The 25,533-nt window shown below is 33.1% G+C and carries 20 protein-coding genes; all 20 read left to right on the forward strand.

Translation table 11 applies throughout. The features are described 5' to 3' along the window. Positions 1 to 16: 16 nt before the first annotated feature. The 20 genes from C8E03_RS16055 (at position 17) to C8E03_RS16150 (ending at position 25,391) form a co-directional block, all read left to right on the forward strand. A complete protein-coding gene (locus C8E03_RS16055) occupies positions 17 to 1,315 on the forward strand; it encodes a UDP-glucose dehydrogenase family protein (RefSeq protein ID WP_110291565.1) in 1,299 nt (432 codons plus the stop codon). Positions 1,316 to 1,328: 13 nt separating this feature from the next. Further along, positions 1,329 to 2,336, forward strand: coding sequence for an SDR family NAD(P)-dependent oxidoreductase (locus tag C8E03_RS16060; protein WP_110291566.1), 1,008 nt, complete (start codon positions 1,329 to 1,331; stop codon positions 2,334 to 2,336). A gap of 71 nt (positions 2,337 to 2,407) precedes the next feature. Then, a complete protein-coding gene (locus tag C8E03_RS16065; protein WP_110291567.1) occupies positions 2,408 to 3,934 on the forward strand; it encodes a glycosyltransferase family 39 protein in 1,527 nt (508 codons plus the stop codon). A 190-nt stretch (positions 3,935 to 4,124) separates the two neighbouring features. Next, positions 4,125 to 4,904, forward strand: coding sequence for a glucose-1-phosphate cytidylyltransferase (gene rfbF, locus C8E03_RS16070; protein WP_094375779.1), 780 nt, complete (start codon positions 4,125 to 4,127; stop codon positions 4,902 to 4,904). Further along, on the forward strand, positions 4,904 to 5,959 hold the full coding sequence (gene rfbG / locus C8E03_RS16075) for a CDP-glucose 4,6-dehydratase (RefSeq protein WP_094375780.1): 1,056 nt from the start codon (positions 4,904 to 4,906) through the stop codon (positions 5,957 to 5,959). The genes rfbF and rfbG overlap by 1 nt, the downstream gene beginning before the upstream one ends. A gap of 31 nt (positions 5,960 to 5,990) precedes the next feature. Then, positions 5,991 to 7,328 carry a lipopolysaccharide biosynthesis protein RfbH gene (gene rfbH, locus C8E03_RS16080; protein ID WP_110291568.1) on the forward strand — a complete coding sequence of 446 codons (1,338 nt, stop codon included), beginning with the start codon at positions 5,991 to 5,993 and terminating at the stop codon, positions 7,326 to 7,328. A 1-nt stretch (position 7,329) separates the two neighbouring features. Beyond that, positions 7,330 to 7,836, forward strand: a complete 507-nt coding sequence (locus C8E03_RS16085) for a GtrA family protein (RefSeq protein WP_094375782.1) — start codon at positions 7,330 to 7,332, stop codon at positions 7,834 to 7,836. Positions 7,837 to 7,918: 82 nt separating this feature from the next. Next, a complete protein-coding gene (locus tag C8E03_RS16090; protein WP_094375783.1) occupies positions 7,919 to 8,854 on the forward strand; it encodes a glycosyltransferase family 2 protein in 936 nt (311 codons plus the stop codon). A 55-nt stretch (positions 8,855 to 8,909) separates the two neighbouring features. Continuing rightward, positions 8,910 to 10,868, forward strand: a complete 1,959-nt coding sequence (locus C8E03_RS16095; protein ID WP_094375784.1) for a hypothetical protein — start codon at positions 8,910 to 8,912, stop codon at positions 10,866 to 10,868. Between the two features lie 198 nt (positions 10,869 to 11,066). Beyond that, entirely contained in the window at positions 11,067 to 12,017 is a 951-nt protein-coding gene (locus C8E03_RS16100; protein WP_094375785.1) for a glycosyltransferase family 2 protein, read from the forward strand. Positions 12,018 to 12,033: 16 nt separating this feature from the next. After that, on the forward strand, positions 12,034 to 13,101 hold the full coding sequence (locus tag C8E03_RS16105; protein ID WP_110291569.1) for a mannose-1-phosphate guanylyltransferase: 1,068 nt from the start codon (positions 12,034 to 12,036) through the stop codon (positions 13,099 to 13,101). A 197-nt stretch (positions 13,102 to 13,298) separates the two neighbouring features. Continuing rightward, on the forward strand, positions 13,299 to 14,180 hold the full coding sequence (locus C8E03_RS16110) for an acetaldehyde dehydrogenase (acetylating) (protein ID WP_094375787.1): 882 nt from the start codon (positions 13,299 to 13,301) through the stop codon (positions 14,178 to 14,180). Then, the gene (gene dmpG, locus C8E03_RS16115; RefSeq protein ID WP_110291570.1) at positions 14,181 to 15,230 is read left to right on the forward strand and encodes a 4-hydroxy-2-oxovalerate aldolase; all 1,050 of its coding nucleotides are present in this window, start codon (positions 14,181 to 14,183) and stop codon (positions 15,228 to 15,230) included. A 10-nt stretch (positions 15,231 to 15,240) separates the two neighbouring features. Further along, positions 15,241 to 17,034: a thiamine pyrophosphate-binding protein gene (locus C8E03_RS16120; protein ID WP_110291571.1), complete on the forward strand. Its 1,794-nt coding sequence runs from the start codon at positions 15,241 to 15,243 to the stop codon at positions 17,032 to 17,034. Positions 17,035 to 17,050: 16 nt separating this feature from the next. After that, a complete protein-coding gene (locus C8E03_RS16125; RefSeq protein WP_170123025.1) occupies positions 17,051 to 17,956 on the forward strand; it encodes an NAD-dependent epimerase/dehydratase family protein in 906 nt (301 codons plus the stop codon). Between the two features lie 142 nt (positions 17,957 to 18,098). Then, entirely contained in the window at positions 18,099 to 19,199 is a 1,101-nt protein-coding gene (gene glf / locus C8E03_RS16130; protein WP_110291573.1) for a UDP-galactopyranose mutase, read from the forward strand. A gap of 15 nt (positions 19,200 to 19,214) precedes the next feature. Continuing rightward, the gene (locus C8E03_RS16135; protein ID WP_094375792.1) at positions 19,215 to 20,936 is read left to right on the forward strand and encodes a phospho-sugar mutase; all 1,722 of its coding nucleotides are present in this window, start codon (positions 19,215 to 19,217) and stop codon (positions 20,934 to 20,936) included. A 9-nt stretch (positions 20,937 to 20,945) separates the two neighbouring features. After that, positions 20,946 to 21,896: a glycosyltransferase family 2 protein gene (locus C8E03_RS16140; protein WP_110291574.1), complete on the forward strand. Its 951-nt coding sequence runs from the start codon at positions 20,946 to 20,948 to the stop codon at positions 21,894 to 21,896. Between the two features lie 143 nt (positions 21,897 to 22,039). Beyond that, a complete protein-coding gene (locus C8E03_RS16145) occupies positions 22,040 to 23,812 on the forward strand; it encodes a sensor histidine kinase (protein WP_170123026.1) in 1,773 nt (590 codons plus the stop codon). A gap of 1 nt (position 23,813) precedes the next feature. Then, the gene (locus C8E03_RS16150) at positions 23,814 to 25,391 is read left to right on the forward strand and encodes a response regulator (protein WP_170123027.1); all 1,578 of its coding nucleotides are present in this window, start codon (positions 23,814 to 23,816) and stop codon (positions 25,389 to 25,391) included. The last annotated feature ends 142 nt before the right edge of the window (positions 25,392 to 25,533 follow it).

The following is a 25,533-nucleotide window of genomic DNA, read 5'->3' on the forward strand; positions in this document are numbered from 1 at the left end:
AAAGGAGAAGAATTAAATGAAACTAGCAGTAGCAGGCACGGGATATGTAGGATTGGTGGCAGGTGTATGTTTTGCAGAGGTAGGTCATCAGGTATTATGTATAGATGTAGACAATAAGAAAATAGAAATGTTGAAGAATGGTATTTCACCAATATATGAACAGGATTTAGAAGAGCTGATGGTAAAAAACTATAATGCTGGGCGTTTGGATTACTCGACTGATTATAAAAAAGCATATAGAGATGCAGATGCTATATTTATTGGCGTTGGGACTCCTGAACAGCCAGATGGTTCAGCCAATATGACATATGTTGCAAATGTGGCCAGACAGATTGCAGAGACAGTTGAGAAAGACTGTCTTGTTGTTGTTAAATCAACGGTTCCAGTTGGGACTAATGATAAAGTTGAGCAGTTCATAAAGGATGCGCTTTTAAAAGATGTTAATATAGAGGTAGCTAGTAATCCGGAATTTTTGGCACAGGGAACCGCTGTAAGGGATACTCTTCATGCTGCCAGAATAATTATTGGTACAGAAAGTAAAAAAGCTGAAAAAATACTTCGTGAAATATACGCTCCCTTTAATTTGCCGATTGTTTCAGTAAGTAGAAGAAGTGCAGAGATGATAAAATATGCGAGCAATGATTTTTTAGCATTAAAAATTTCATATATGAATGATATTGCTAATTTGTGTGAATTGGTCGGAGCCAATATTCAAGATGTTGCAAAGGGAATGTCTTTCGATAGCCGAATTGGAGAAAAATTTTTAAATGCAGGAATTGGCTATGGTGGAAGTTGCTTTCCCAAAGATACAAAGGCATTAAAATGGTTAGCAGAGCAGAATAATTATGAATTAAAAACAATAAAGGCTGCAATAGATGTAAATGAGGCACAGAAAGTTAGCTTGTTTAAAAAGGCCTGCAAGAGATTAATTACCTTTAGTGGATTGAAAGTGGCTGTATTAGGCTTGACTTTTAAACCGGGAACGGATGACCTTCGAGAAGCTCCATCGTTAGATAATGTACCTCTTCTTTTGGAACAAGGAGCAGATATTTACGCTTATGATCCGGTAGGAATGGACAATTTTAAGAAGAAATACTCAGAAGGTATTATCTATACTAACTCTGTACAAGAAGCATTAAAAAATGCACAGGTGTGTTTTATATTTACGGAGTGGCAGGAATTTAAGGATATCAGACCGGAAGAATTTAAGGAATGGATGAGAACAGCACTGATTTATGATGGACGAAATTTATTTGATTTGAAAGAGATGCAGTCGGCAGGCGTAGAATATTATTCAGTTGGCAGGAGTTTATAATGCGGAGGTTATTATGAGAAGCGATTATAAGGAATTAAATTGTAGTAAAGTAATTTTGATTACTGGAGCAGCTGGGTTTATAGGGTTTCATTTGGCCAGAAGATTACTTTTAGATGGATTAACAGTCATAGGGTTTGATAATTTAAATGCATATTATGATGTAAAATTAAAGAATGACAGGCTTAAGATCTTAGAGGCTTATAAGACGTTTCAGTTTATAAAGGGTGATTTAGCCAATAAAGAGGCTTTGGAAGCATTATTTAAGAGCGTTAATATAGACATTGTAGTAAATCTGGCGGCTCAAGCAGGGGTAAGATATAGTATAGAGAATCCGGATGCATATATTCAGTCCAATATTGTTGGATTTTTTAATATACTGGAGTGTTGTAGATATTATCCGGTAGATCATTTAATTTATGCGTCTTCAAGCTCTGTTTATGGTTGTAATGATAAAGTACCGTTTTCAACAGAAGATAAAGTGGACATGCCAGTCAGTCTTTATGCTGCAACAAAAAAATCAAATGAATTGATGGCATATTCATATTGTAAGTTGTATAATATAAAAGCTACGGGACTTAGATTTTTTACGGTATACGGTCCAATGGGAAGACCAGACATGGCATATTTTTCATTTTCCGAAAAAATTATAAGAAACCAACCAATTAAAATATTTAATAATGGTAATATGTATAGAGACTTTACATATATAGATGATATAGTTGAAGGGATAGTTAGAATATTAGCAAATTCTCCTGTCTTAGATAGAAATCAGGTTGGTCATAAAGTTTATAATATTGGAAACAATAAACCTGAGAAGTTGATGCTTTTTGTGGAAATATTGGAAAAAGAATTAGGAAAAGAAGCAATAAAAGAGTTTTGTCCTATGCAGCCAGGGGATGTTTACCAGACCTATGCAGATGTGTCAGAATTAGAGAGAGATTTTAATTTTAGACCAAGGACTACATTAGAAGAAGGAATTAATATTTTTATAGAGTGGTTTTTGAAATACTATAATTGGTGATATGGGGTATAACAAATTTGCTTTCTATAAAAATAAAAAGTCGAAAATTATTTTCATTGAGGTAATTCAATATGTTAAAAGAAAAAGATTGGAATAATAAGAAAGAATATAGACTTTTACTTTATATTATTATTATAGCATTAACTAATTACGTAATAAACGCAGATATATTGATTAAGTCTTTGTGTAATGATGATTTATTTTTATGGAATGAATATATGAAAGATTCATTTTCAGAATTTGTATTTTCTTTATCATCTAATAAATTTAGGCCAGTATTTAATATTATGATTTACGGCGTTTTCTCCATAGTTGGTACAAAAATAGCAGTTATTGGAGTAGTTAATTTAGTACTTGCTTGGATTATAGCAATAGTTTTATTTTATATGATTGATCAAATTATTAATAATGAGCTAATTGGTTTAATGGGAGCTATTTTGTTTTTATTATCTAGATTTTCTTATTATAATATTAATCAAGTATTAGGAATAATGGAAGCCATGGCATTGCTAATGTCTATATTGATGCTATATTATATATATAAGTATATAAATCAAAAAAATGCAAAGTATTATTTTATAGCATTTTATATATATTTTTTTATACCATATGTACATGAAAGATTTATTATCTTATATCCAATTTTTATATATGCTTTAATTGTAGGTGAAGATTTAAAATTTAAAAATTTATTTACATATAAAAATTTTTTAAAATTAATATTACCTAGTATAAGCTTTGTTTTGTTTTTTGTTTTACGTATATGTTTATTTAAAGAACACATGTTAGATGGAACCGGTGGTACAAATGCAATAGAAACTTTTAATATTACACAAATTATTAAATATGTTGCTTCACAAATTTTGTATCTTGTGGGGATAAATAATGGTGAGCGTTATTTGTGTGGAATTCAATGGCATGAAATGAGAATCAGATACAAATTAATAAGTGTAATGGTAGCTGGAATTTTATTTGGATTAGCAGTTTTATCTTCTATTGTATTAATAAAACAAGATAAAGAAAGGAGGAAAAGAAATTTATATAATGTATCACTATTTTTACTATTTATAGTGCTGTGTATTGTATCATCTAGTATCACTATTCGTGTAGAGATGAGATGGATATATGTTACCTATACAGCGATGTTACTACTTGTAGCATATATGATTAAAATAATATATGAGTCAGCAATTAATAAAATTTTAAAAAAATATATTTTGTGCCTACTATTCTTGTTTTGGGTACTCATGATACCATTGGAGAATTATTACAGAAGTTACTATAGTAGGTTATATTATTGGTCAACAATGTTAACTACAGAATCACTATATGAAAAAACTTTTAATATATATGGTAATAAATTATGGAATGCACGATTGGTAATATACGATAAGAATGAGACCTTAAATGCTGATATTATTATGAATTCACTTAGACCTTTAGCGAAAAACGGCAATTTGGGATCTTTTGAGGTTTATATTATACATTCATTAAGTGATATTAGTAAATTATATAATGATAATACAATTATTTTGGATTTTGATTATAAGCAAATCGAATTTAATAATGTTACGAAATTAGTGAAATTTTATTTATAAATATGTTTAATAGTAAAAGAATAATTTTATAAATAATATGTTTATCATAAAGAATAATTAATTAGAAAGTGTAAAATATGCACTGGCACACAAATTAAGAATTTAATTGGAAATTAAAAAATCAAACTTTAATATTGATAGCTTTAGTCATTATAAATGCAAAATGCTATTATTGATAAGGAGAAATATAATGAAAGTAGTGTTATTAGCAGGGGGATTTGGCACAAGAATAAGTGAAGAGAGTCATTTAAAGCCAAAGCCGATGATTGAAATTGCTGGGAAGCCAATATTATGGCACATTATGAAATATTATTCGTCATTTGGCTATAATGACTTTGTAATTTGTGCGGGATATAAGCAACATGTAATTAAGGAATGGTTTGCAGATTATTATTTACATAATAGTGATATTACATTTGACTTTACAAGTAAAAATGAGATGACTGTTCATAAGAATTTTGCGGAACCTTGGAAAGTAACAATTGTTGATACTGGTCTTAATACGATGACAGGTGGACGTATCAAAAGAATAAAGAAATATGTTGGGAATGAACCATTTATGCTTACCTATGGTGATGGTGTTTGTGATGTTGATATCAAATCGTTAGTAGAATTTCACAAGAAACAGGGTAAAATTGCTACGCTTACTGCTGTCAATATTGGACAGCGTTTTGGAGTTTTGGAAGTAGGTAAAGAAGGAGTTGTTGAAACGTTTAGAGAAAAAAGTGAAGGTGATGGAAGTCTTATTAATGCTGGGTATATGGTACTGAATCCTGAGATATTTGAATATATAGAGAACGATTCTACAATATTTGAAAGAGAACCATTAGAGGAAGTAGCAAAAAATGGTGAACTGAATGCATTTATGCATAAGGGCTTTTGGCAGTGCATGGATACGAAACGTGATATGGAAAAATTAGAGCAGCTATTAGCAGACGGTGTGGCACCATGGAAAGTGTGGGAGGACTAATGACTGATTTGAATTTTTTTCAGGGAAAAAAGGTGTTGGTAACAGGACACACTGGTTTTAAGGGATCTTGGATGTGTAAAGTATTAATAAATGCTGGGGCGCTTGTAACAGGATATTCTTTGGAAGCACCTACAAGTCCCAGTTTGTATGAACTTGCTGAGTTAGAAAATAAAATGGACTCTGTAATCGGAGATATCCGCAATTTAGGTAAATTACAGGAAGTATTCAAAAAAGTACAACCGGAAATAGTGATTCATTTAGCTGCTCAGCCAATTGTACGAGATTCGTACAAAAACCCGGTTTATACCTATGAAACAAATGTTATGGGTACGGTTAATATTTGTGAATGTATAAGATTAAATATCTGTGTAAAATCATTCTTAAATGTAACAACTGATAAGGTTTATAAGAATAATGAGTGGATTTGGGGATATAGAGAAAATGATTCCTTAGATGGATTTGATCCATATTCTAATAGTAAATCATGTTCAGAACTAGTAACACATAGTTATATCAATTCTTTTTTTGCAGATAGAAAAGTTGCCATTTCAACAGCGAGGGCAGGTAATGTGATAGGCGGAGGTGATTTTGCGAATGACAGAATTATACCGGATTGTATAAGAGCAGTTGAAAAAGAAGAAGATATTGTTGTCCGAAATCCTTACTCTACAAGACCATATCAACATGTATTAGAACCAGTCATGGCGTATTTAATGATTGTAGAAAAACAATATAAGGATATTTCATTTGCAGGGTTTTACAATGTAGGACCAGATGATAAGGATTGTGTAACAACTGGTACTCTGGTAGATATATTTGTAAAAAAATGGGGAAATAATTTAAAATGGATTAACCAGTATGATGGTGGACCGCATGAAGCTAATTTCCTTAAGCTAGATTGTTCAAAGATAAAAAGTGTATTTGAATGGAAAACTCGCTGGTCAGTCGAAGAGGCTATAGAAAAAACAGTCGAGTGGACTAAAATCTATTTTAATAATGAAAATGTATCAGGTATTATGGACAAGCAAATTCGTGAATTTATTGAATTACAATAATATAATTATTAAATGAATAAGGAGTATTTAGATGTTTGAAAATATGAAAGAGCAAGAGGCACGTGAAGAAATATTAGCAATGGTGGAAAAGTATTGTGATACATTTCATAATCAATCTAAGAAGTTTCAAGATGGAGATAGAATACCTTATGCCAGAAGAGTTTATGGGCATGAAGAAATGGTTAATTTAGTAGATAGTTCGCTTGAATTTTGGCTGACGGCTGGTAGATATACGGATGAATTTGAACAAAAATTCGCAGAATACCTTGGAATTAAATATTGTTCTTTAGTTAACTCAGGCTCTTCTGCAAATTTGAATGCATTTATGGCGTTGACTTCTCCACTTCTTGGAGAAAGACAAGTTAAAAGAGGGGACGAAGTAATAACGGTAGCGGCAGGATTTCCAACAACTGTTGCACCTATAATACAATATGGCGCAGCGCCTGTTTTTGTTGATGTGACAATTCCACAATATAATATAGATGTAACAAAATTAGAGGAAGCATATTCCAAAAAAACAAAAGCAGTTATGGTAGCGCATACATTAGGTAATCCCTTTGATTTGGGAGCAGTTAAAGCATTCTGTGATAAATATAATCTTTGGCTAATCGAAGATAACTGTGATGCTTTGGGATCTAAATATATGATTAACGGAGAAGAGAAATTTACTGGAACCGTAGGAGATATCGGAACATCTAGCTTTTATCCTCCGCACCATATGACTATGGGAGAAGGCGGAGCTGTCTATACAAATAATGCATTGTTACACAAAGCAATTCGTTCTTTTAGAGATTGGGGACGTGACTGTATATGCCCATCAGGAGTGGATAATCTTTGTAAACATAGATTTGACAAGCAGTATGGAGAATTACCCTTAGGTTACGACCATAAATATGTATATTCCCATTTTGGCTATAATTTGAAAGCCACTGATATGCAAGCAGCAGTAGGATGCGCCCAGATAGTTAAATTTCCGTCTTTTGTTGAAAAGAGAAGATATAACTTTGACCGATTAAAAGATGCCTTAGTTGATACATCAGACAAATTAATACTTCCAAAAGCATGTGAAAATTCAACACCAAGCTGGTTTGGTTTCTTGATTACTTGTAAAGATGGCGTAAATCGAAATTCTGTAGTTCAATATATTGAAGAAAAAGGGGTGCAAACAAGAATGCTGTTTGCAGGCAATTTAATTAAGCATCCTTGCTTTGATGAAATGAGAGCGACAGGAGTAGGTTACAGAGTAATAGGTGAATTAACAAATACTGATAGAATTATGAATGATACATTTTGGATTGGAGTATATCCTGGTATGACAGATGAAATGATTGATTATATGGCAATGGTGATTAAGGACGCAGTTAAATAGTATGTTGAATAAGACATGGTTAATAATTGAGAAGATAGCTAAGCTTGTTATTTTTATTCCTTTAAAAAAGATTGGTGTAGACATAAGTGAAGATCAGTGGGATAGTTTAATGCAATTTGTGAAATTTGGTATTGTTGGGTTATCAAATACCTTAATATCATATGTTGTCTATTTGCTCAGTATGTTGATGGGAATGCACTATTTAGCTGGAAATACTTTAGGTTTTATTGTCAGTGTATTAAATTCATTTTATTGGAATAACAAGTATGTATTCAGAGAGAGCACAGGGGAAAAACGTTCAATTCTAAAAACTTTAGTGAAAACTTTTATGGCTTATGCAATAACAGGATTAATTTTAGCCAATATATTATTGATTATATGGGTGGACGTTTTGCATATTCCCAAATTATTTGGACCAATCATTAATTTGATTATAACAATTCCATTAAATTTTATGATTAATAAATTGTGGGCATTTAAAGATACTAAACGAATAGATGAGGAATAGAACGTTATATTAGTAAATTTTACAGGGAAGCTGTTAAAGATTACATGAACAATTGTTAGTGACTAGGTATACGGGAGATAATATGAAAAAAATTAGTGTTTTAGTACCGTGTTTTAATGAAGAAGAAAATATATTGCCAATCAGTAAGGCAATCGTAGAAGAAATTGGAAGAAGTTTGCCACAATATGATTATGAATTAGTATTTATTGATAATGATTCAAAAGATAAAACAAGAGAATTATTAAAGCTAATTTGCAAAGAAAATCCCAAAATTAAAGCCATATTAAATGCTAAAAATTTTGGACAGTTTAATTCACCATATTATGGCATGTGTCAAACTACAGGCGATTGTACACTGTGTATATGTGCTGATTTTCAAGATCCGATTGAAATGATTCCAGTTTTGGTACATGAATGGGAAAAGGGATATAAAATAGTTAGTGCCATAAAGACGGCTAGTAAAGAAAACAGAATAATGAGGTTCTTAAGAACTTGCTATTATAAGATGATAAAAAAAATGTCAGAAGTAGAGCAAATTGAACATTTTACAGGTTTTGGCTTGTACGACAAATCTTTTATTCAAGTAATGCGGGATTTAGAAGATCCAACACCTTTTATAAGAGGAATTGTAGCTGAATTAGGTTATAAGAGAAAAGATGTTCAATATACTCAGGCAAAAAGGAGAGCGGGAAAGACTCATAATAATTGGTATCGGTTATATGATGCTGCTATGTTAAGCTTTACTTCTTATACTAAAATAGGTCTGAGAATAGCCACCATAGGAGGATTTTTATGTTCCGCCATTAGTTTGTGCGTTGCAATCATTTATTTAATATTAAAATTAGTAAATTGGGATAGATTTGTAGCCGGTATGACACCAGTTGTACTAGGTGTATTTTTGATGGGATCTTTACAACTGTTTTTTATTGGATTGCTTGGTGAATATGTAATGAATATAAATACTAGAATTATGAAACGACCTTTAGTTATTGAAGAGGAAAGAATCAATTTTGATTAATGGTACGAATGATAGGCAATTATATTTAAAGTGAAAGCTAGAAACAGGTGATATAATGAATTGTATTAAAGAGAAAAGAGTTGAAAATGTTCAAAATAATCAATGCATGAGAAGTGTAATTATTGGTGTCATAGCAATCTTATTGGATACAGTTTTGTTCATGGGTGTTTTATTAAGCACTGATGCAATGAATCAATTAAGAAAAATAGGAAATGGAAATTTATTATTATATTTGATAACAAGTGTTTTATTTGTTTTAATTTTTATAATAGGTATTATTTTTTTTAGTAAGTTTATTACAGTTAAGTTTTGTGAAAATAGATTAGTTAAAAGTATTTTTTTATTAAGTATTATATTAGGTAGTATAGCCATTCTTTCAAGTGTCTATGTTAATGAAGTAAACATGTTTGGGGGAGATAGCAAAACATATATTTGGCATAAGATTTCAAATTATATTTTGGTTCCGACGATAATTGTATTAATTATAGTATCTTTACAGTTTATACGTACTACAGAAGAAATACAAAATGGAAAAACTATATATTTAATCTATTTTGTGATATCTTTAATAAGTGGTTATTCTCTCTATATACCTAATTATTTTAATGCTGATTTATACCATGGTCATGCATATTGCAATTCAATTTATCAAATTATGAATAATGCAACTTATAACGAATTTTTTACCAGTATATATGGGCATTATGCAATATTTTATAGAGTTCCGTTAGGAATTATAGGGTGTAATATGAGAAATATTGTTCTGATAATTTTTATTATTGGGATAATGGCTATGCTATTATCATGTTTGATAGTGCATAATCTTATTAAGAAAAATGCTGTTCGTATATTGGCATGTTTAGCGTTAGCCTTACCGACGGTAGGTATGAGAGTGGGCAATTACTGGCAAGTTCAGCCTCATAGGGTAATATTTCCAGCTATATTAATTTATATATCATGTGTTTTCATTAAGAACAAGATGACCAGTAATAAGATATTACTGGGCTACTTCGTATCAGCTATAGCAATTATTTGGAATACTGAAACTGGTCTGGTTTGCGCAATAGCTTGGGCAGGATTATTAATATTTGATAGTATTTGTGAAAATAAAGGTAAAATTACTTGTATATTAAAAACTATTATAAAACAAGTTATTAGTGTAATCATTAGTTTTTTTTGTGCTTATTGCTTAGTTAACCTATATAATATTTCTTGTGGTGGAGAAATTAATAGTTTGCAGATATTTTTATATCCTATATTTACATTAACAGATTTTATAACAAGTGAATTGCCTAAAACGCTAAGTGCATACATGATTGAATTGGTACTATATGCAATTATAATAGGCTGGATATTGCAAAAATATGTGTTTAGTAGTATCAAGTATTGTGAAGAAGAAAGGTATGATGCTAGACTAAGCGTTGTTATTACTATAATTGGAATGGGGCAAATGACTTATTTTATGAATAGGGCAGCATATTATAATCTGGATATTTCTCACACATCAGCAATATTGTTATCGGTTATATTAATAAAACGGGGTATCATGTTTATTAGAAAATTGGATATATCATTAATTCAGGAATTGCATTGCTATGAAGTTGTAAAAGGCTCAGTAGCCGGAGTAGCTTTTAGTGTTTTGGTTGTTCTGGCAGCGGGAACAATAATTGGTGGAGCTGTAAGATTAAATACAAAGTTAGATAATGGTTATCAGAACTATAATATGCTAGTTGAATTTGCAAATTCTATTAAAGATGAAGTACCAAAAGATACATATGCATTTGGATTGGGAATTCCTGAACTATATAGTGTTTTAGAATGGAATACACAGTGTTACGTAATAGATTTTTCAGACATGAATGCTTGGACGGAAGAATTTATTCTTAATCAAGCAAAAAGTAAGAATGCCATTTTTATAACAAAAGATGTATATGAAAAATTTGAATTGAATGATTTTAAAGTGAAAAGTGTATTTGAATATAAGGGAAGTCAATTTTTCTATTGTATTAAATAATAAATGTAGATATTTATTATGAACATTTGTGGCGTAAAATAAAAATATATGGATAAAGCAAGTATTGTAGTACATAGAATAAAATTCAAGTGAAGGTTTCGTTATATAAGTTTTATGTTATACATTGACTCTTTTATCAAATATGTTACAATTTATCATATAAGTTAAGTATTATAAACTAAATTAGAGGATATAGATATGTCAAATAGTGAAAAATTATATTTAGTTATACCTTGTTATAACGAGCAGGAAGTATTGTATGAAACAACAAAGAGATTAACAGAGAAAATGAATTCATTAATAAGCCAGCAACTCATTTCAGAAGAAAGTAAAATCTTGTATGTTAATGATGGCTCTAAGGATAGCACATGGAAGATAATTGAAGAACTTCATGAAAATAATTCTTTGATTCAAGGTGTAAATCTTGCCAGAAACAGAGGACATCAAAATGCATTATTAGCAGGATTGATGACAGCCAAAGAATATGCTGACATGGTAATTTCTATGGACGCGGATTTACAAGATGATATTAATGTAGTGGACGAGTTTGTAAAAAAATACTATGAAGGCAATGATATCGTTTATGGTGTTCGAAGTGCCAGAAAGAAAGATACGTTCTTTAAGAAATTTACTGCCCAGGGATTTTATAAGCTAATGCTTTTAATGGGTGTCGATCTGGTATATAATCATGCGGATTATCGTTTGATGAGTAAGAGAAGTTTAGATAATCTGAAAGATTTTAGAGAAGTAAATCTTTTCTTAAGAGGAATCGTTCCACAGATTGGATATCAGAGCGCCATAGTGGAGTATGAACGTAATGAGCGATTTGCAGGAGAATCGAAATATCCTTTGAAGAAAATGTTGTCTTTTGCAATGGATGGAATTACATCTTTTAGTGTTAAGCCAATCAGAATGATTACAACCGTTGGATTTTTAATATTTCTAGCCAGTATCTTAATGGCAATATGGTCTGTGATACAGCACTTTAGAGGAGTTACGATACAAGGGTGGACATCTACAATAGTTTCAATATGGGCAATAGGCGGTCTTCAGATTTTGGCAATTGGTATAGTTGGAGAGTATATTGGTAAAATATATTTAGAGACAAAAGATAGACCTAGGTACATTATTGAAAAGTATTTGAAATAGCCGAGAGGATAAATAGATGAAAACATATGGTGTAATTATGGCGGGTGGAAGTGGAACTCGTTTTTGGCCGCTGAGTAGAAAAACCACGCCGAAACAGTTGCTTAATTTGAGTGGCAATGGACTTATGATAAATGAAACGATTGACAGAATGAATGGGTTTATTAAAAAAGAAAATATTTTTATCGTTACAAATAAAGATCAGTCAGATAAAATGAAAGCCCTTGTTGAGGATGGCATACGAATGGATCATATTCTTTCAGAGCCGGCAGTCAGAAATACGTCTGCTTGTATTGGGTATGCAGCAATGGAGATAATTAAGAAGTATGGCGATGGAGTAATGTGCATTTTCCCATCGGATCATTATATCAAAGAGGAAGAAAGTTTCTCAAGGGTTTTAAAAGAAGCAGTAAAGGTGGCAGAAGAAAGTGACAGATTAGTTACAATAGGCATTACCCCTACCTTTCCCTCAACTGGATATGGTTATATCAAATTTGATGAAACACAAGCTGGTATAATAAGAAATGTTGAAAGATTTGTTGAAAAGCCAAATCATGAAACAGCAGTAAAATATTTAAAAAGTGGAGATTTTTTATGGAATAGTGGTATGTTTGTGTGGAAAGCCTCAACTATTATAGAGAATTTCAAGAGATTTCTTCCAAGAGTATATAATGACATTATCAAAATTGGTGATGCAATGAATACAATTATGGAAGTAGATACTATCAATGAGGTATATCCTAATATACCAAGTATATCCATTGATTATGGTATTATGGAACGTTCAGATGAAGTGGTTGTCCTTGAAGGTAATTTTGGATGGAATGATGTTGGAAGCTGGGACATGCTAGGCGCATTATATGATACAGATGAAAACGGTAACATAATTAAAGGTGAACAGATAAATTTAGAAACTTCTAATTGCATTTCTTATTCCGATAATCGTTTAATCGCTACGATAGGAATTAATAACACTATTATTGTTGAAACCGATGATGTAGTATTAGTTTGTGCTAAAGATAAAGCACAGGATGTAAAAAAAATTGTTGATATAATAAAAATGCAAGGGAAATATGAATATTTATAACTAGATTTTAGCTATTTAAAGCAATTGAACCGATACATAGTTTACTGGGCGTATCGGTTTTTATGCATTTTACGTTATTGACTCCAAATGCAATATAAAATATAATGAAAATTATTATAACCTAATACAAAACGATAGACTGTTATAAAATAACTGTAGATAATCTAATTCAATTAATATTAAGAGGCATAGAATACATGAATAAAATCAAAGTAGGTATTATTGGTACGGGAAATATTGGAACCGATATTTTATTAAAATTGAAGCGTTCTGAAAATTTAGAATGTGGAATGTTTGCTGGAAGAAATCCGGATTCAGAAGGAATTAAGCTGGCTAAAAGGCTGGGAATCAATACTTCTACAAAATCAATACAGGCTATTATAGACAACCCGGATTGTTGTGACATTGTATTTGATGCAACCTCAGCAAGTATTCATAAAGAACATGCACCAATCTTAAAAGAGCTTAAGAAATATACAATTGATTTAACACCGGCTCGAGTTGGGAAAATGTGTGTTCCTGTTATTAATATGGAGGAATGCTTATCAGAGGATAATGTTAACTTGATTACTTGTGGAGGTCAGGCGACAGTACCGATTGCTTATGCAATCAATCAAGTTCATCCAGATACCAAATATATTGAAATTGCTGCCAGCATATCTTCAAAGTCAGCAGGAGCAGGGACAAGAAATAACATTGATGAATTTACACAAACAACAAGAGATGCACTGCAAGAGTTTACAAGCGTTGAGAAAAGTAAAGCCATTATTATACTAAATTCTGCGAATCCACCTGTTAATATGAGAAATACGGTCTATGCATTAATTGATCATCCCAATATGGACGAAATTAAAAAAAACGTAAATGAAATGGTTCATAAAATTCAAAAGTATGTTCCGGGATACCATTTGTTATATGAACCGGTTTTTGAAAATGGAAGAGTAAGTACTGCAATTGAAGTCATAGGCTTAGGTGACTATCTTCCTAAGTATTCAGGAAATTTAGATATCATTACCTGTGCAGCAATTGAGATTGCACAAGCCTATGCGAAAAAGCTGATTTATCAAAGGAGGGATTAAATGAAAAAGCTATCCTTTATTGACGCGACGCTTCGAGATGGTTCTCATGCTATCAAGCATCAGTTGACGGTTAGTAATATTGAGAATTATTGTATTGAAATGGATTCGGTTGGGATGGATACCATCGTGGTCGGACATGGGAATGGACTTGGAGCCTCCTCTCTGCAAGTAGGTCTGTCATTATTAAGTGATTATGAAATGATACATACCGCAAGAAAATATCTGGAACGAACAAAGTTAGGAGTTTATATGATCCCTGGCTTTGGTACGATTCATGATGATTTGGAACCTGCAATCAATGCAGGAATTGATGTTGTAAAAATAGGTTGTCACTGTACCGAAGCAGATACAACAAGGCAGCACATCGAATTTGCTAGAAATGCCGATAAAGAAGTATATGGTGTTTTAATGATGTATCATATGGCGTCGATTAATAAATTATTAGAAGAGGTTCAAAAGATGGAATCCTATGGTGCGAAAGGCGTTATTTTGATGGATTCGGCCGGAGCTTCAACAATGGAAATGGTTAAAAAGACAGTCGCTACTTTATCTGAAAATGTGAATATTGAAATAGGTTTTCACCCACACAATAATTTGGGGCTTGCGGTTGCAAATGCATATACAGCAATACAAGAGGGGGCAACTATTATTGATGGAACTGTAAAAGGCTTTGGTGCAGGTGCAGGCAATTGTCAGCTAGAGGCTTTAATAGCAGTTCTTGAGAAAAATGGCTATGCAACGAATGTGGACTTATATAAATTGTTGGATGTAAACGATAATATTATGCCTCAGATTTCAAACTGTATAGGAGGCTTAGATTCACTTAGTATTGTAAGTGGTATGTCTGGTGTGTTTTCAGCTTTTAAGATACCTGTTTTAAAGGCAGCTAAGCAATTTGATGTGGATCCAAGGGATATTTTTAATGAGTTGGGAAGAAGAAAGGCAGTAGGCGGACAGGAAGACATGATTATTGAGATTGCGGAGCAATTAAGTAATCCGCTGGGCAGCAATGAAGATGATTTAACCTATCAAATAGGTTCACTATTATAGGAGGGTAAAAATGAACGTTTCAGAATATATTTTTGATTTTTTCGCAAAGAAAGGGATTGATACTGCATTTATGGTAACTGGCGGTCAGGCAATGTGGTTAAATGATGCTGTTGGAAAGAATAAGAATTACGAAATCATTTGCACACATCATGAACAATCGGCAGCTATGGCGGGAGATGCTTATGGCAGAATCATGAATAAGCCGGCCATTACATTAGTGACTGCCGGACCTGGAAGCGTGAATGCTATGAATGGAGTAGTAGGAGGATGGACAGATTCTTCTCCCATGATTGTTATTTCTGGCCAGGCTAATTTAGCTTTTGTGCAATATCAGGAACAGACAAGAATCCGCCAGCATGGAGTGCAAGGAATTAATATAAAGCCTTTGGTAGAAAGTGTAACGAAGTATTTTATTACAATTGATGACTTAAGAAAGGTGAAATATTATTTGGAAAAAGCGTATACATTAGCTACAACAGGAAGGCCTGGACCTGTTTGGATTGATGTACCTTTAGATATTCAAAAGTCTGAATTAAACGAGAAATATCTGGAAGAGTATGAGGAAGAACCAAAGAAAGAGGGAAGAATTACAATTAAGCAAGGAGTTCATCAGGCATATCAACTATTAGAAAAAGCAAAAAGACCTGTTTTGCTGGTTGGTCAGGGAGTCAGTCTTGCAGATGCAAGGCCAGAATTTAGAGAATGGATTGACAAGGTAAGAATACCAGTTATTACAGCAAGACTAGGAATTGACTTAATTGAGAGTGAACATGAATTATATGTAGGACGCCCTGGAAATTACGGAGAGCGTTCCGCTAATTTTGGAATTCAGAATGCGGATGTCATTCTTTGCGTAGGATGTCGCTTATCTTCCTCCTTGGTTGGACATAATCCAAAGATGTTTGGTCAGAATGCCCAAATACTAGTGGTTGATATTGACCAAAAGGAATTAGATAAGCCAGGAGTAAAAATCGATTATAAAATTAAGGGAGATTGTAAGGAATTTTTTGCAATGATGCTCCAGAATTTAGAAGAATATTCATTGCCGCAATACGATAAATGGATACAAATCTGCAATAACTGGAAGAGAAAATATCCGGTTGTTCAGCCAGAATATAAGGAAGAAAAACCAGTGAATTCTTACTATTTTACTGATATTTTGTCAAATGTCACACCAAGCGATGCGGCTGTTTTGTTGGATACGGGTTCATGTTTTCATGTCGTATCTCAGACATGGAAAGTAAAAAAAGGACAGAAATTCCTGACTACCGGTGGTTTGTCCTCTATGGGCTATTGGGTTGCCGGAATCGGAGCCTGTATGGCAAATAATAAAAAGGAAACGATTGTAATTACAGGTGATGGTAGCTTGCAAATGAATATTCAGGAATTTGCAACCATTAAGCATAATAACCTCCCAATCAAAGTAATTATATTTAATAATAATGGATATTTACTGATTAGGCATACACAGAGAAATTTTATGGAAGATAGATTTGTTGGAGAAGGACCAGATTCAGGCGTTGAATGTGCTGACTCCATGAAAATAGCACAAGCATATGGTATTAAAGGAATCCGCATCGAAAATGTGGGTGAAATCGAAGAGAAATTAAAAGAAATGTTTGAACATAATGGTCCGGTCATTTGTGAGGTTATGACTCCTGAATGGCAGCTGTTGATTCCAAGAATTGCATCGGATAAATTACCGGATGGAACATTGGTTTCCAGAAACTATGAGGATATGTTCCCCTACCTTTCCCAAGAGGAACTTAAAGAAAATATGGTGGTTTATAAAGAAGAAAAATAATTGGCAAGGAGTAGTTATGAAGAAGATTGCTATTATGGGTGCCAGAGGCTTTATCGGAAAGAATCTGACAAAACATTTGGAAAAGGAATATTTGGTTTTTCCGATTACAAGAGAAAATTTCAGCTTATTGGATGAAAACATGGTAGAACACTTTATTGAAAGTAATAACATTGATGTTATCGTTCATTGTGCGAATGAAGGAGGTTCCAGAAAAGCAAATCAGGAGTTTGATGTGGTAAAGAACAATCTTCAGATGTTTTTTAACCAAGAAAGGTGCTTAACAGGCGATAGAAAATTGATTGCCTTTGGAAGCGGTGCACAATATGATAAAGCAAGAGATCTTGTTAAAGTAAGTGAGTCCAATATGGATGAAGTAGTGCCAAAAGACGCATACGGTTATAGCAAATATATAATATCTAAATATTGTCAAGGAAAGAGCAACATTTATAATCCTATTATTTTTGGACTTTATGGCGAACACGAGGATTATACATTTAAATTCATATCCAACGCCATTCTTAAGAATTTATTGCATATGCCGATTGTAATAAACCAGAATGTGATTTTTGATTATCTGTATCTGGTCGACTTTTTAAAAATTGTTGATTTTATCATTGACAATGAATGCGAATATAATGAATTTAATATGACTCCGACTAAATCAATTGATTTATTATCAATAGCAGAGATGATTAATGCATGTAGTGAATATAAAAGTGAGATTATTGTTAAGAATGAGGGCATGAATTATCAATATACAGGAGACAATACTCGTATGCTTGAAATGATAGGTGATTTTCAGTTTACATCTTATCAAGAAGGCATTAGCCAATTATATCAATATTATTATGACAATTTGAATAGAATAGAAACACAAATGATTAAAGATGATCAGTATTTCAATCAATGTAAAACGAAGTAAAAATAGGTGTAAAATGTATAAGAATTTCCCAAAAAGCTTGAATCATAATAAGAAATCATTTATGATACATCTTAGAGAAAATACATAATATTAAATAGGATATAATATTTTCTAATATCCATTACCATATTTGGAGGAAACTATGAAGTATGATTATCTAATCGTAGGAGCAGGGCTGTTTGGTTCTATTTTTGCATATGAAGCAGGAAAAAGAGGAAAAAAATGTCTTGTTATTGATAAACGTTCCCATATAGCTGGGAATATCTATACCAATAAAATAGAAGATATCAATGTACATCAATATGGAGCACATATTTTTCATACAAGTAATGAAAAGGTGTGGAGCTACATTCAGCAATTTGCTAAATTTAATCGTTATACAAATTCACCTGTTGCAGTTTATAAAGAAGAGCTTTACAACCTGCCTTTTAATATGAATACCTTTCATCAATTATGGAAAGTAAAGTCACCTGCACAGGCAAAGGAAATGATTCAAAAGCAAATAAAGGAAAGTGGTATTACAAATCCAAAGAATCTTGAGGAGCAGGCCATTTCCCTAGTTGGAAAAGATATTTACGAAAAGCTGATAAAAGGATATACACAAAAGCAATGGGGGCAAAGTGCCAAGGAGCTGCCAAGCTTTATCATTAAACGTCTGCCTGTTCGTTTCACGTATGACAATAATTATTTCAATGACCTGTATCAGGGAATTCCAATTGGCGGTTATACGCAGATGATTGAGAAAATGCTGAAAGATTCTGAGATCAGGTTGAATACAGATTATTTTGAAAATCGTGAAGAACTTAATTCGTTGGCAGATAAAATTGTATTTACCGGCATGATTGATGAATTTTATAATTATCAGTTTGGCACATTGGAGTATAGAAGTCTTAGTTTTGAAAGCGAAGTACTGGAGGAAGAGAATCATCAGGGAAATGCTGTTGTCAATTTTACGGAATATGAGATTCCATATACCCGTATTATTGAGCATAAGCATTTTGAATTCGGTACGCAGCCAAAGACAGTTATTACAAGAGAATATCCAAAGACATGGACAAAGGGTGATGAACCTTACTATCCGGTTAATAATGAGAAAAATAATAAAATGTATGAGCAATATAAAGAGTTGGCGCAAAAGGAAGAAACGGTTATATTCGGTGGCAGATTAGCTGAATATAAATATTATGATATGCATCATGTTATTGAACAGGCGCTAACTTGTATAGAACAGGAATTTGATTAAAGGAGAGGGAAACATATGCAATATCTGGAAAGTTATAATCAATGGTTAGAGAATTCGTATTTTGACGAGAACACACAAAAAGAGCTGAGAGCGCTTTCAGATGAAGAAGAGATAAAGGATCGTTTTTATAAAGACCTGGAATTTGGTACAGGTGGACTAAGAGGTATTATCGGAGCAGGCACCAATCGTATGAATCTTTATACCGTTCGAAAGGCGACACAAGGACTTGCAAACTTTATTATAAAAGAAGGAAAGGCAGATTTAGGAGTTGCCATTGCATATGATTCCAGAAATATGTCACCTGAATTTAGTGACGAGGCGGCTTTATGCTTAAATGCAAATGGGATTAAAACCTATCGGTTTGAAAGTCTTCGCCCGACTCCTGAGTTATCCTTTACGGTAAGGGAATTGGGTTGTGTGGCTGGAATTGTGATAACCGCAAGCCATAATCCACCGGAATACAATGGGTACAAGGTATATTGGGAGGATGGCGCGCAGATTACAGCGCCAAAGGATGAACAAATCATTAAGGAAGTAAACGCAATTGAAGATTATGCATTCGTAAATACAATGGAGAAAGAAGAAGCGGTTCAAAAGGAACTTTACCATATAATAGGTGAAGAAATCGATAAGAAATATTATAATGCGTTGAAAGCATTGGTAGTCAATCCAGAAGCAATCAAGGCTGTTGCAAAGGATATTAGGATTGTCTATACACCACTTCATGGCACTGGAAATATTCCGGTTCAAACAATTCTAAAAGAAATTGGTTTCTTAAATGTCTACGTAGTCCCGCAACAGGAACTACCGGATGCTAATTTTTCAACGGTTAGTTACCCCAATCCGGAAGATAAAGCAGCCTTTGCTTTAGCACTTGAGCTTGCAAAAGAAGTAGATGCAGATATCGTTCTGGCTACCGATCCGGATGCAGACCGACTGGGAATTTATGCAAAAGATACAAAGAGCGGTGAATACAAGGCGTTTACTGGTAATATGTCAGGTGCATTGATTTGTGAATATTTATTATCAGCCAGAAAAGAAAAGGGCTTATTATCCGAAAATGGAGCGATTGTAGATACGATTGTTACAACCAATATGACAGAGGCAATCGCAAGAGAATATGGCTTAAAGCATATTGAAACGTTGACGGGATTTAAATATATTGGAGAACAGATCAAGTTCTTTGAACAAAACAATAGTTATCATTATGAATTTGGTTTTGAAGAAAGCTACGGTTGTCTGGTTGGCACTCATGCAAGAGATAAGGATGCCATTGTAGCAGTGATGAGCTTGTGTGAAGCTGCTGCCTATTACAAGACGAAAGGTCTTACACTTTGGGACCAGATGCTTGTTATTTTCGAAAAATATGGATATTATAGAGAAACGCTTCGTTTTGTTACATTAAAAGGAGCAGACGGTTCCAAGAAAATAGAAGCCATTATTAATTGGCTGAGAAGTAACACACCAAAGGAAATTGGTCAAATAAAGGTAGTAAATTTTAGAGATTATCAATTAGATAAAATTACCAATGTACAAACTGGTCAAGTGACAAAGACGGGACTACCTAAATCAAATGTACTTTATTTTGAAATGGAAGAAGATGCATGGTGCTGTGTCAGACCGTCCGGTACAGAGCCTAAGATAAAATTTTATATTGGAGTAAAAGATAATACATTAGAGAAAGCAGATAAAAAATTAAAAGAATTCACTGAGGCACTCATGAAAATGGTGGATTAGGGAGAAACTATGGGATTATTAACAGTAATCGTACCTTGCTATAATGAAGAACAGGTTATAGAAATATTTTATTCAAGAATTAATGAAATTTTTTTGGAAATGAAAAAGCAATATAACGATTTAAAATTTCAGCTTTTATTCGTCAATGATGGTTCAAAGGATAATACCCTGCCGATTATCAGAGAATTGGCAAAGAAAGATGATCAGGTTGAGTATGTGTCCTTTTCAAGAAACTTTGGTAAGGAAGCAGCAATGTATGCAGGACTTAAAAATGCCGTAGGCGATTACGTTGCGGTAATGGATGCTGATTTGCAGGATCCACCAGAATTTTTAATTCAAATGTATCAGGAGCTTTTGAAGGGATCTGCAGATTGCGTTGCAGCCAAGCGTGAAACGAGAAAGGGTGAGCCTGTCATCCGCTCTTTTTTCGCCAGAATGTTTTATAAGGGCATTAACAAAATATCAAAAACAGAAATCGTAGACGGTGCAAGAGATTTCAGGCTGATGACAAGACAGATGGTGGATGCCATCCTCCAAATGACGGAGTACAATCGGTTTTCGAAAGGTATTTTTGGCTGGGTAGGATTTGAAACAAAGTGGATTGGTTACAAGAATGTAGAAAGGGCAGCAGGAAATACCAAATGGTCGTTTTGGAAGCTATTAATCTATGCGCTTGATGGCGTTATCGCATTTTCGACGGCTCCGCTTGTGTTTGCTACCGTAATAGGTCTTTTGTTTTGTGTAATTGCTTTAATCATGATAATTATAATTATAACTAAGACAATACTGCTTGGTGATCCAGTTGCAGGCTATCCCTCTATGATATGTGTCATATTTTTGTTGGGGGGAATCCAGTTGTTTTGCATGGGAATTATTGGACAATATTTATCCAAGGCCTACTTAGAAATAAAGAAAAGACCTATCTACATTGAAAAAGAGAAAAAGGTCAGAGTGAAATAAAAAAGTAAAAATAATAACCCTAATTGTAAAATAATTAAATTTTGCAATTAGGGTTATTTCGTTATACTAAAAATAGAATGATTTGTCATACATTGTAGGTTTGTAAAATTGTTTATGGTACAATGAGAAAAAGGAGTGCCAAAATGAAAAAAATAAGAGAGTTTTTGAACCGTTTAAAAATTAAAACAAAAATAATGGTATTGTATCTGACAATACTTCTTATTTCTTTTCTCATGACCTTTACCATTATATCACAGGTGAATGAGGCCTACATCAGACGTGAAATCGGAGCAGCAGGTGTACAGACGGTAAATGCCTTAAAGGGGAATTTAGGATTTATTTTTGAAAATGTAACACAGTTCTCGAATTTAATCTATTTTGATGAAACCATGCAGGATTCACTTAATAATGTCAAGTCAAAAAATATTGATCCTCTCATTCAAAGAAGGATAACCAAAAGCCTTGTGAATATGCTGTTGTCTGGTGATTATATATCCAGTGTGTTTATCTTTGATCAATTCAACAACTGTTATAATTCTTATAAGGTTGGGCCAATCATAGTTCATGGAGAAGAATTACAGAATACACAGTGGTACCAAGAGATGAAGAATGCAGATGGGAATGGATTTTTTATTCATAAAAGTGAAGGGATTTTGGAATTTCCAACAAGGGGGGACAAAAATTACATTTCCTACATTAAGGAAATTGGTGATGTAAATACCTACGAACCGCTCGCTACCTTGATGGTGACGATTGATGAAGCGACGATTCAATCATATTTCCAAGAGGTAAGTGCAGCTTATGATTCACAATTTTTTATTGTAGATTCAAATGGAAGCTATATTATTGCACCAAATCAATATGAAAAGGAATTTGCGGAATATGTTTTAGACAAAAATACAGGTGGCAATGGTTATGAAGTAATTAAAATACAAGAGGATACCATGATTATGGTAAGTCAAGATATAGGAATTTCCGACTGGAGACTGGTGGGTTCCTTTAAAATGGACAACATCAAAGCATTAACGCCTTATTATACAACAGTTATTCTTTTTATTATGTGCTTAAATATTATATTTGTTTTTATTTGTTCGATGGCATTAACCAGATTCATTTTTACCCCATTGTCCAAGCTTGGAAAGCATATGAAAATGGTAGAAGAGGGAAATTTTATACCAATGGAGCTAGATGATAATCATAATGAGATCAATAGCCTGAAAAAGATGTTTAATCATATGGCCAAGTCCATTCAGAATCTAATACAAAAGGTAAAGACAGAAGAGCAAATCATAGCCAAGGGAGAACTGGATTTAATTCAGGCACAGATCAATCCCCATTTTCTTTACAACACGTTAGATGCTGTATCTGCACTTGCCTTAATGAAAGACAACGCAAATTGCTTTAAAATGACACAGGCTTTGGGAAGCTTTTATCGAAATAGTTTAAACAGCGGTATGAATTTTGTAAGTATAGCAGATGAATTAGATTGTATCAAAAGCTATATCACGATTTTGAATATTCGTTATGATGACAAGATAAAGGTGAATTATGAAGTAGAAGAGCACTTGCAGAATAAAAAAATTTTAAAACTGCTTCTTCAGCCTTTGATTGAAAATGCAGTACATCATGGAATTAAAGGAAAGGACGGATACGGTCATATTTTTGTGAAAATCTTTGAAGACGAGGATGAAATTATTCTTGAAGTAAAGGATGATGGTATTGGAATGACTGAGGAGCGAACCAAAGAGGTTTTTGAGGGCAAAGCAATAACAGGTAAATCAGGCTTTGGTATACAAAGCTTAAAGCAAAGGATAACCTTATATTATGGAATTGAAAATCCCATTATGATACACAGTGAGGCAGGAATAGGAACAGAGATAACAGTCAGAGTGAAGCAGATAGAAGAGGGTGTGTAAATTGAGTATAAGAGTATTACTGGTAGATGATGAGAAATTAGAAAGAGTGTTAATACGAAACGGTTTTGATTGGGAGTCGAATGGTTTTGAAATAGTAGGAGAGGCAGGAACGGGTGAAGAGGCACTTGAATATATGATGCATAAAAAGCCACAGCTCGTGCTTACCGATATTAGTATGCCTCATATGGATGGCTTAGAGCTGTCAGAACAAATACTTAAAATCTCCCCCGATTGCCATATAATTATTGTGACAGGATACCGGGAGTTTGATTATGCAAGGAGGGCATTAAAAATTGGGGTAGAGGACTTTTTACTCAAGCCTGTAAACATCAATGAGATTTCGGAATTGGCAAATAAAATCAAAGTAAAAATAAAACAGGAAGAAAAGCAAGTACAGGCAGTAGAAGAATTAAAGGCAAGTGTATTGGCGGATCAGGATATCGTGATGGAAAGCTTTTTCCAGCGTCTGGTTGAAAACCGTATTCCTAAGGATGAGGCAAGACGTAAGCTAATGTTGTATAATTGCGAAAATTTGATGGTAGAATGCATTTGCCTTAATATCCAATTAAGAGAGGACGCAGATGAACAAAAGCTTAGTAAGGAGCATAAAGAAATCATCAATTTAATCAGGCAGCAGGATTATCAAAACTTTGTATGCTTTACGCACTATATGCAAAACATTATTCTCTATTTTACCAATCATAAATATGAGTCGGTTATAGAACTTGCAGCAGTGCTTCACGATAAGTTTACAAATACTGCCAAGATATTGGCTACAATAGGAATTAGTGAATGCAATCAAGGGTTTCAAGGAATCTCAAAGGCCTTTGAAGAATCTAAAAAAGCCTTGAGTGCCTCTATTTTTTTAGGGAGAAACCGTAGTGTAACTTATAAGGAATATGAAGAGGTAATGAATCAAAATCAAAATAAAGAAGAAATTGATTGGGAGAACTTTTTGTTTGCCCTTCAAAACTCATTGACAGATAAAGTAAACGAATACATACAAGAATATGTAGAGCTGATTCAATGCTCAAGAGTTACAGACATTGAATATTACAGGCTGATGATAATGAATATTTTGACCAGAGCAGGTACCACGTTAAATAAATACGGTATGAGCCTGGCTCAATTAGTAGGGGAAGAAAGGTTATACAAGGAGGTTCGGCTTATTAATACACTAAATGAAATGGCAGAATATCTTTCTCAAACCTTACGTATCATTATGAATTATCATGAGAGTAAAAAGCTAAAACAGAAAAATAAAGTAGTAGTAGAAGCGACCGCATTTATTGATAAAAACTTGTTTGATCCGGAGCTGTCCCTTAAATTAGTTGCATCCAAAATCTATTCCAATGAAAGCTATTTGAGCAGAGTCTTTAAAAAAGAAAAAGAGATTAGCCTGATAGAATATATATTAAAGAATCGAATCGAAGAGAGCATCCGTTTATTAAACACAACCGATTTAAAGGTATACGAAATAGCTGAAAAAATTGGCTTTCGTGATTCACACTATTTTAGTATCTGTTTTAAAAAACAAACTGGAGTTACTGTGAAAGAATTTAAGAGAAGTAAAAATTAGTGAAAGGCAAAATGAAAGAAAAGTAAAAATTTTTACCTTTTATCGCAAAATATTAAATTGAGAATCAGTAATGAGTAAAGTATACTTAGCTTAACATAAAAGCATGCGATTATTAGCTTGGTATCAAGCAGTAGAGAATGAA

It is taken from the genome of Lachnotalea glycerini (assembly GCF_003201285.1).
GTDB lineage: Bacteria > Bacillota > Clostridia > Lachnospirales > Lachnospiraceae > Lachnotalea > Lachnotalea glycerini.

Excerpts from the sequence above, each read along its gene's own strand:
- C8E03_RS16060 (WP_110291566.1), top strand. The coding sequence starts at position 1,329 with ATGAGAAGCGATTATAAGGAATTAAATTGTAGTAAAGTAATTTTGATT.
- C8E03_RS16125 (WP_170123025.1), top strand. The coding sequence starts at position 17,051 with ATGAAGAAGATTGCTATTATGGGTGCCAGAGGCTTTATCGGAAAGAAT.
- C8E03_RS16085 (WP_094375782.1), top strand. The coding sequence starts at position 7,330 with ATGTTGAATAAGACATGGTTAATAATTGAGAAGATAGCTAAGCTTGTT.
- rfbG (WP_094375780.1), top strand. The coding sequence starts at position 4,904 with ATGACTGATTTGAATTTTTTTCAGGGAAAAAAGGTGTTGGTAACAGGA.
- rfbF (WP_094375779.1), top strand. The coding sequence starts at position 4,125 with ATGAAAGTAGTGTTATTAGCAGGGGGATTTGGCACAAGAATAAGTGAA.
- glf (WP_110291573.1), top strand. The coding sequence starts at position 18,099 with ATGAAGTATGATTATCTAATCGTAGGAGCAGGGCTGTTTGGTTCTATT.
- C8E03_RS16120 (WP_110291571.1), top strand. The coding sequence starts at position 15,241 with ATGAACGTTTCAGAATATATTTTTGATTTTTTCGCAAAGAAAGGGATT.
- rfbH (WP_110291568.1), top strand. The coding sequence starts at position 5,991 with ATGTTTGAAAATATGAAAGAGCAAGAGGCACGTGAAGAAATATTAGCA.
- dmpG (WP_110291570.1), top strand. The coding sequence starts at position 14,181 with ATGAAAAAGCTATCCTTTATTGACGCGACGCTTCGAGATGGTTCTCAT.
- C8E03_RS16065 (WP_110291567.1), top strand. The coding sequence starts at position 2,408 with ATGTTAAAAGAAAAAGATTGGAATAATAAGAAAGAATATAGACTTTTA.
- C8E03_RS16105 (WP_110291569.1), top strand. The coding sequence starts at position 12,034 with ATGAAAACATATGGTGTAATTATGGCGGGTGGAAGTGGAACTCGTTTT.
- C8E03_RS16095 (WP_094375784.1), top strand. The coding sequence starts at position 8,910 with ATGAATTGTATTAAAGAGAAAAGAGTTGAAAATGTTCAAAATAATCAA.
- C8E03_RS16135 (WP_094375792.1), top strand. The coding sequence starts at position 19,215 with ATGCAATATCTGGAAAGTTATAATCAATGGTTAGAGAATTCGTATTTT.
- C8E03_RS16110 (WP_094375787.1), top strand. The coding sequence starts at position 13,299 with ATGAATAAAATCAAAGTAGGTATTATTGGTACGGGAAATATTGGAACC.
- C8E03_RS16055 (WP_110291565.1), top strand. The coding sequence starts at position 17 with ATGAAACTAGCAGTAGCAGGCACGGGATATGTAGGATTGGTGGCAGGT.
- C8E03_RS16090 (WP_094375783.1), top strand. The coding sequence starts at position 7,919 with ATGAAAAAAATTAGTGTTTTAGTACCGTGTTTTAATGAAGAAGAAAAT.
- C8E03_RS16145 (WP_170123026.1), top strand. The coding sequence starts at position 22,040 with ATGAAAAAAATAAGAGAGTTTTTGAACCGTTTAAAAATTAAAACAAAA.
- C8E03_RS16100 (WP_094375785.1), top strand. The coding sequence starts at position 11,067 with ATGTCAAATAGTGAAAAATTATATTTAGTTATACCTTGTTATAACGAG.
- C8E03_RS16140 (WP_110291574.1), top strand. The coding sequence starts at position 20,946 with ATGGGATTATTAACAGTAATCGTACCTTGCTATAATGAAGAACAGGTT.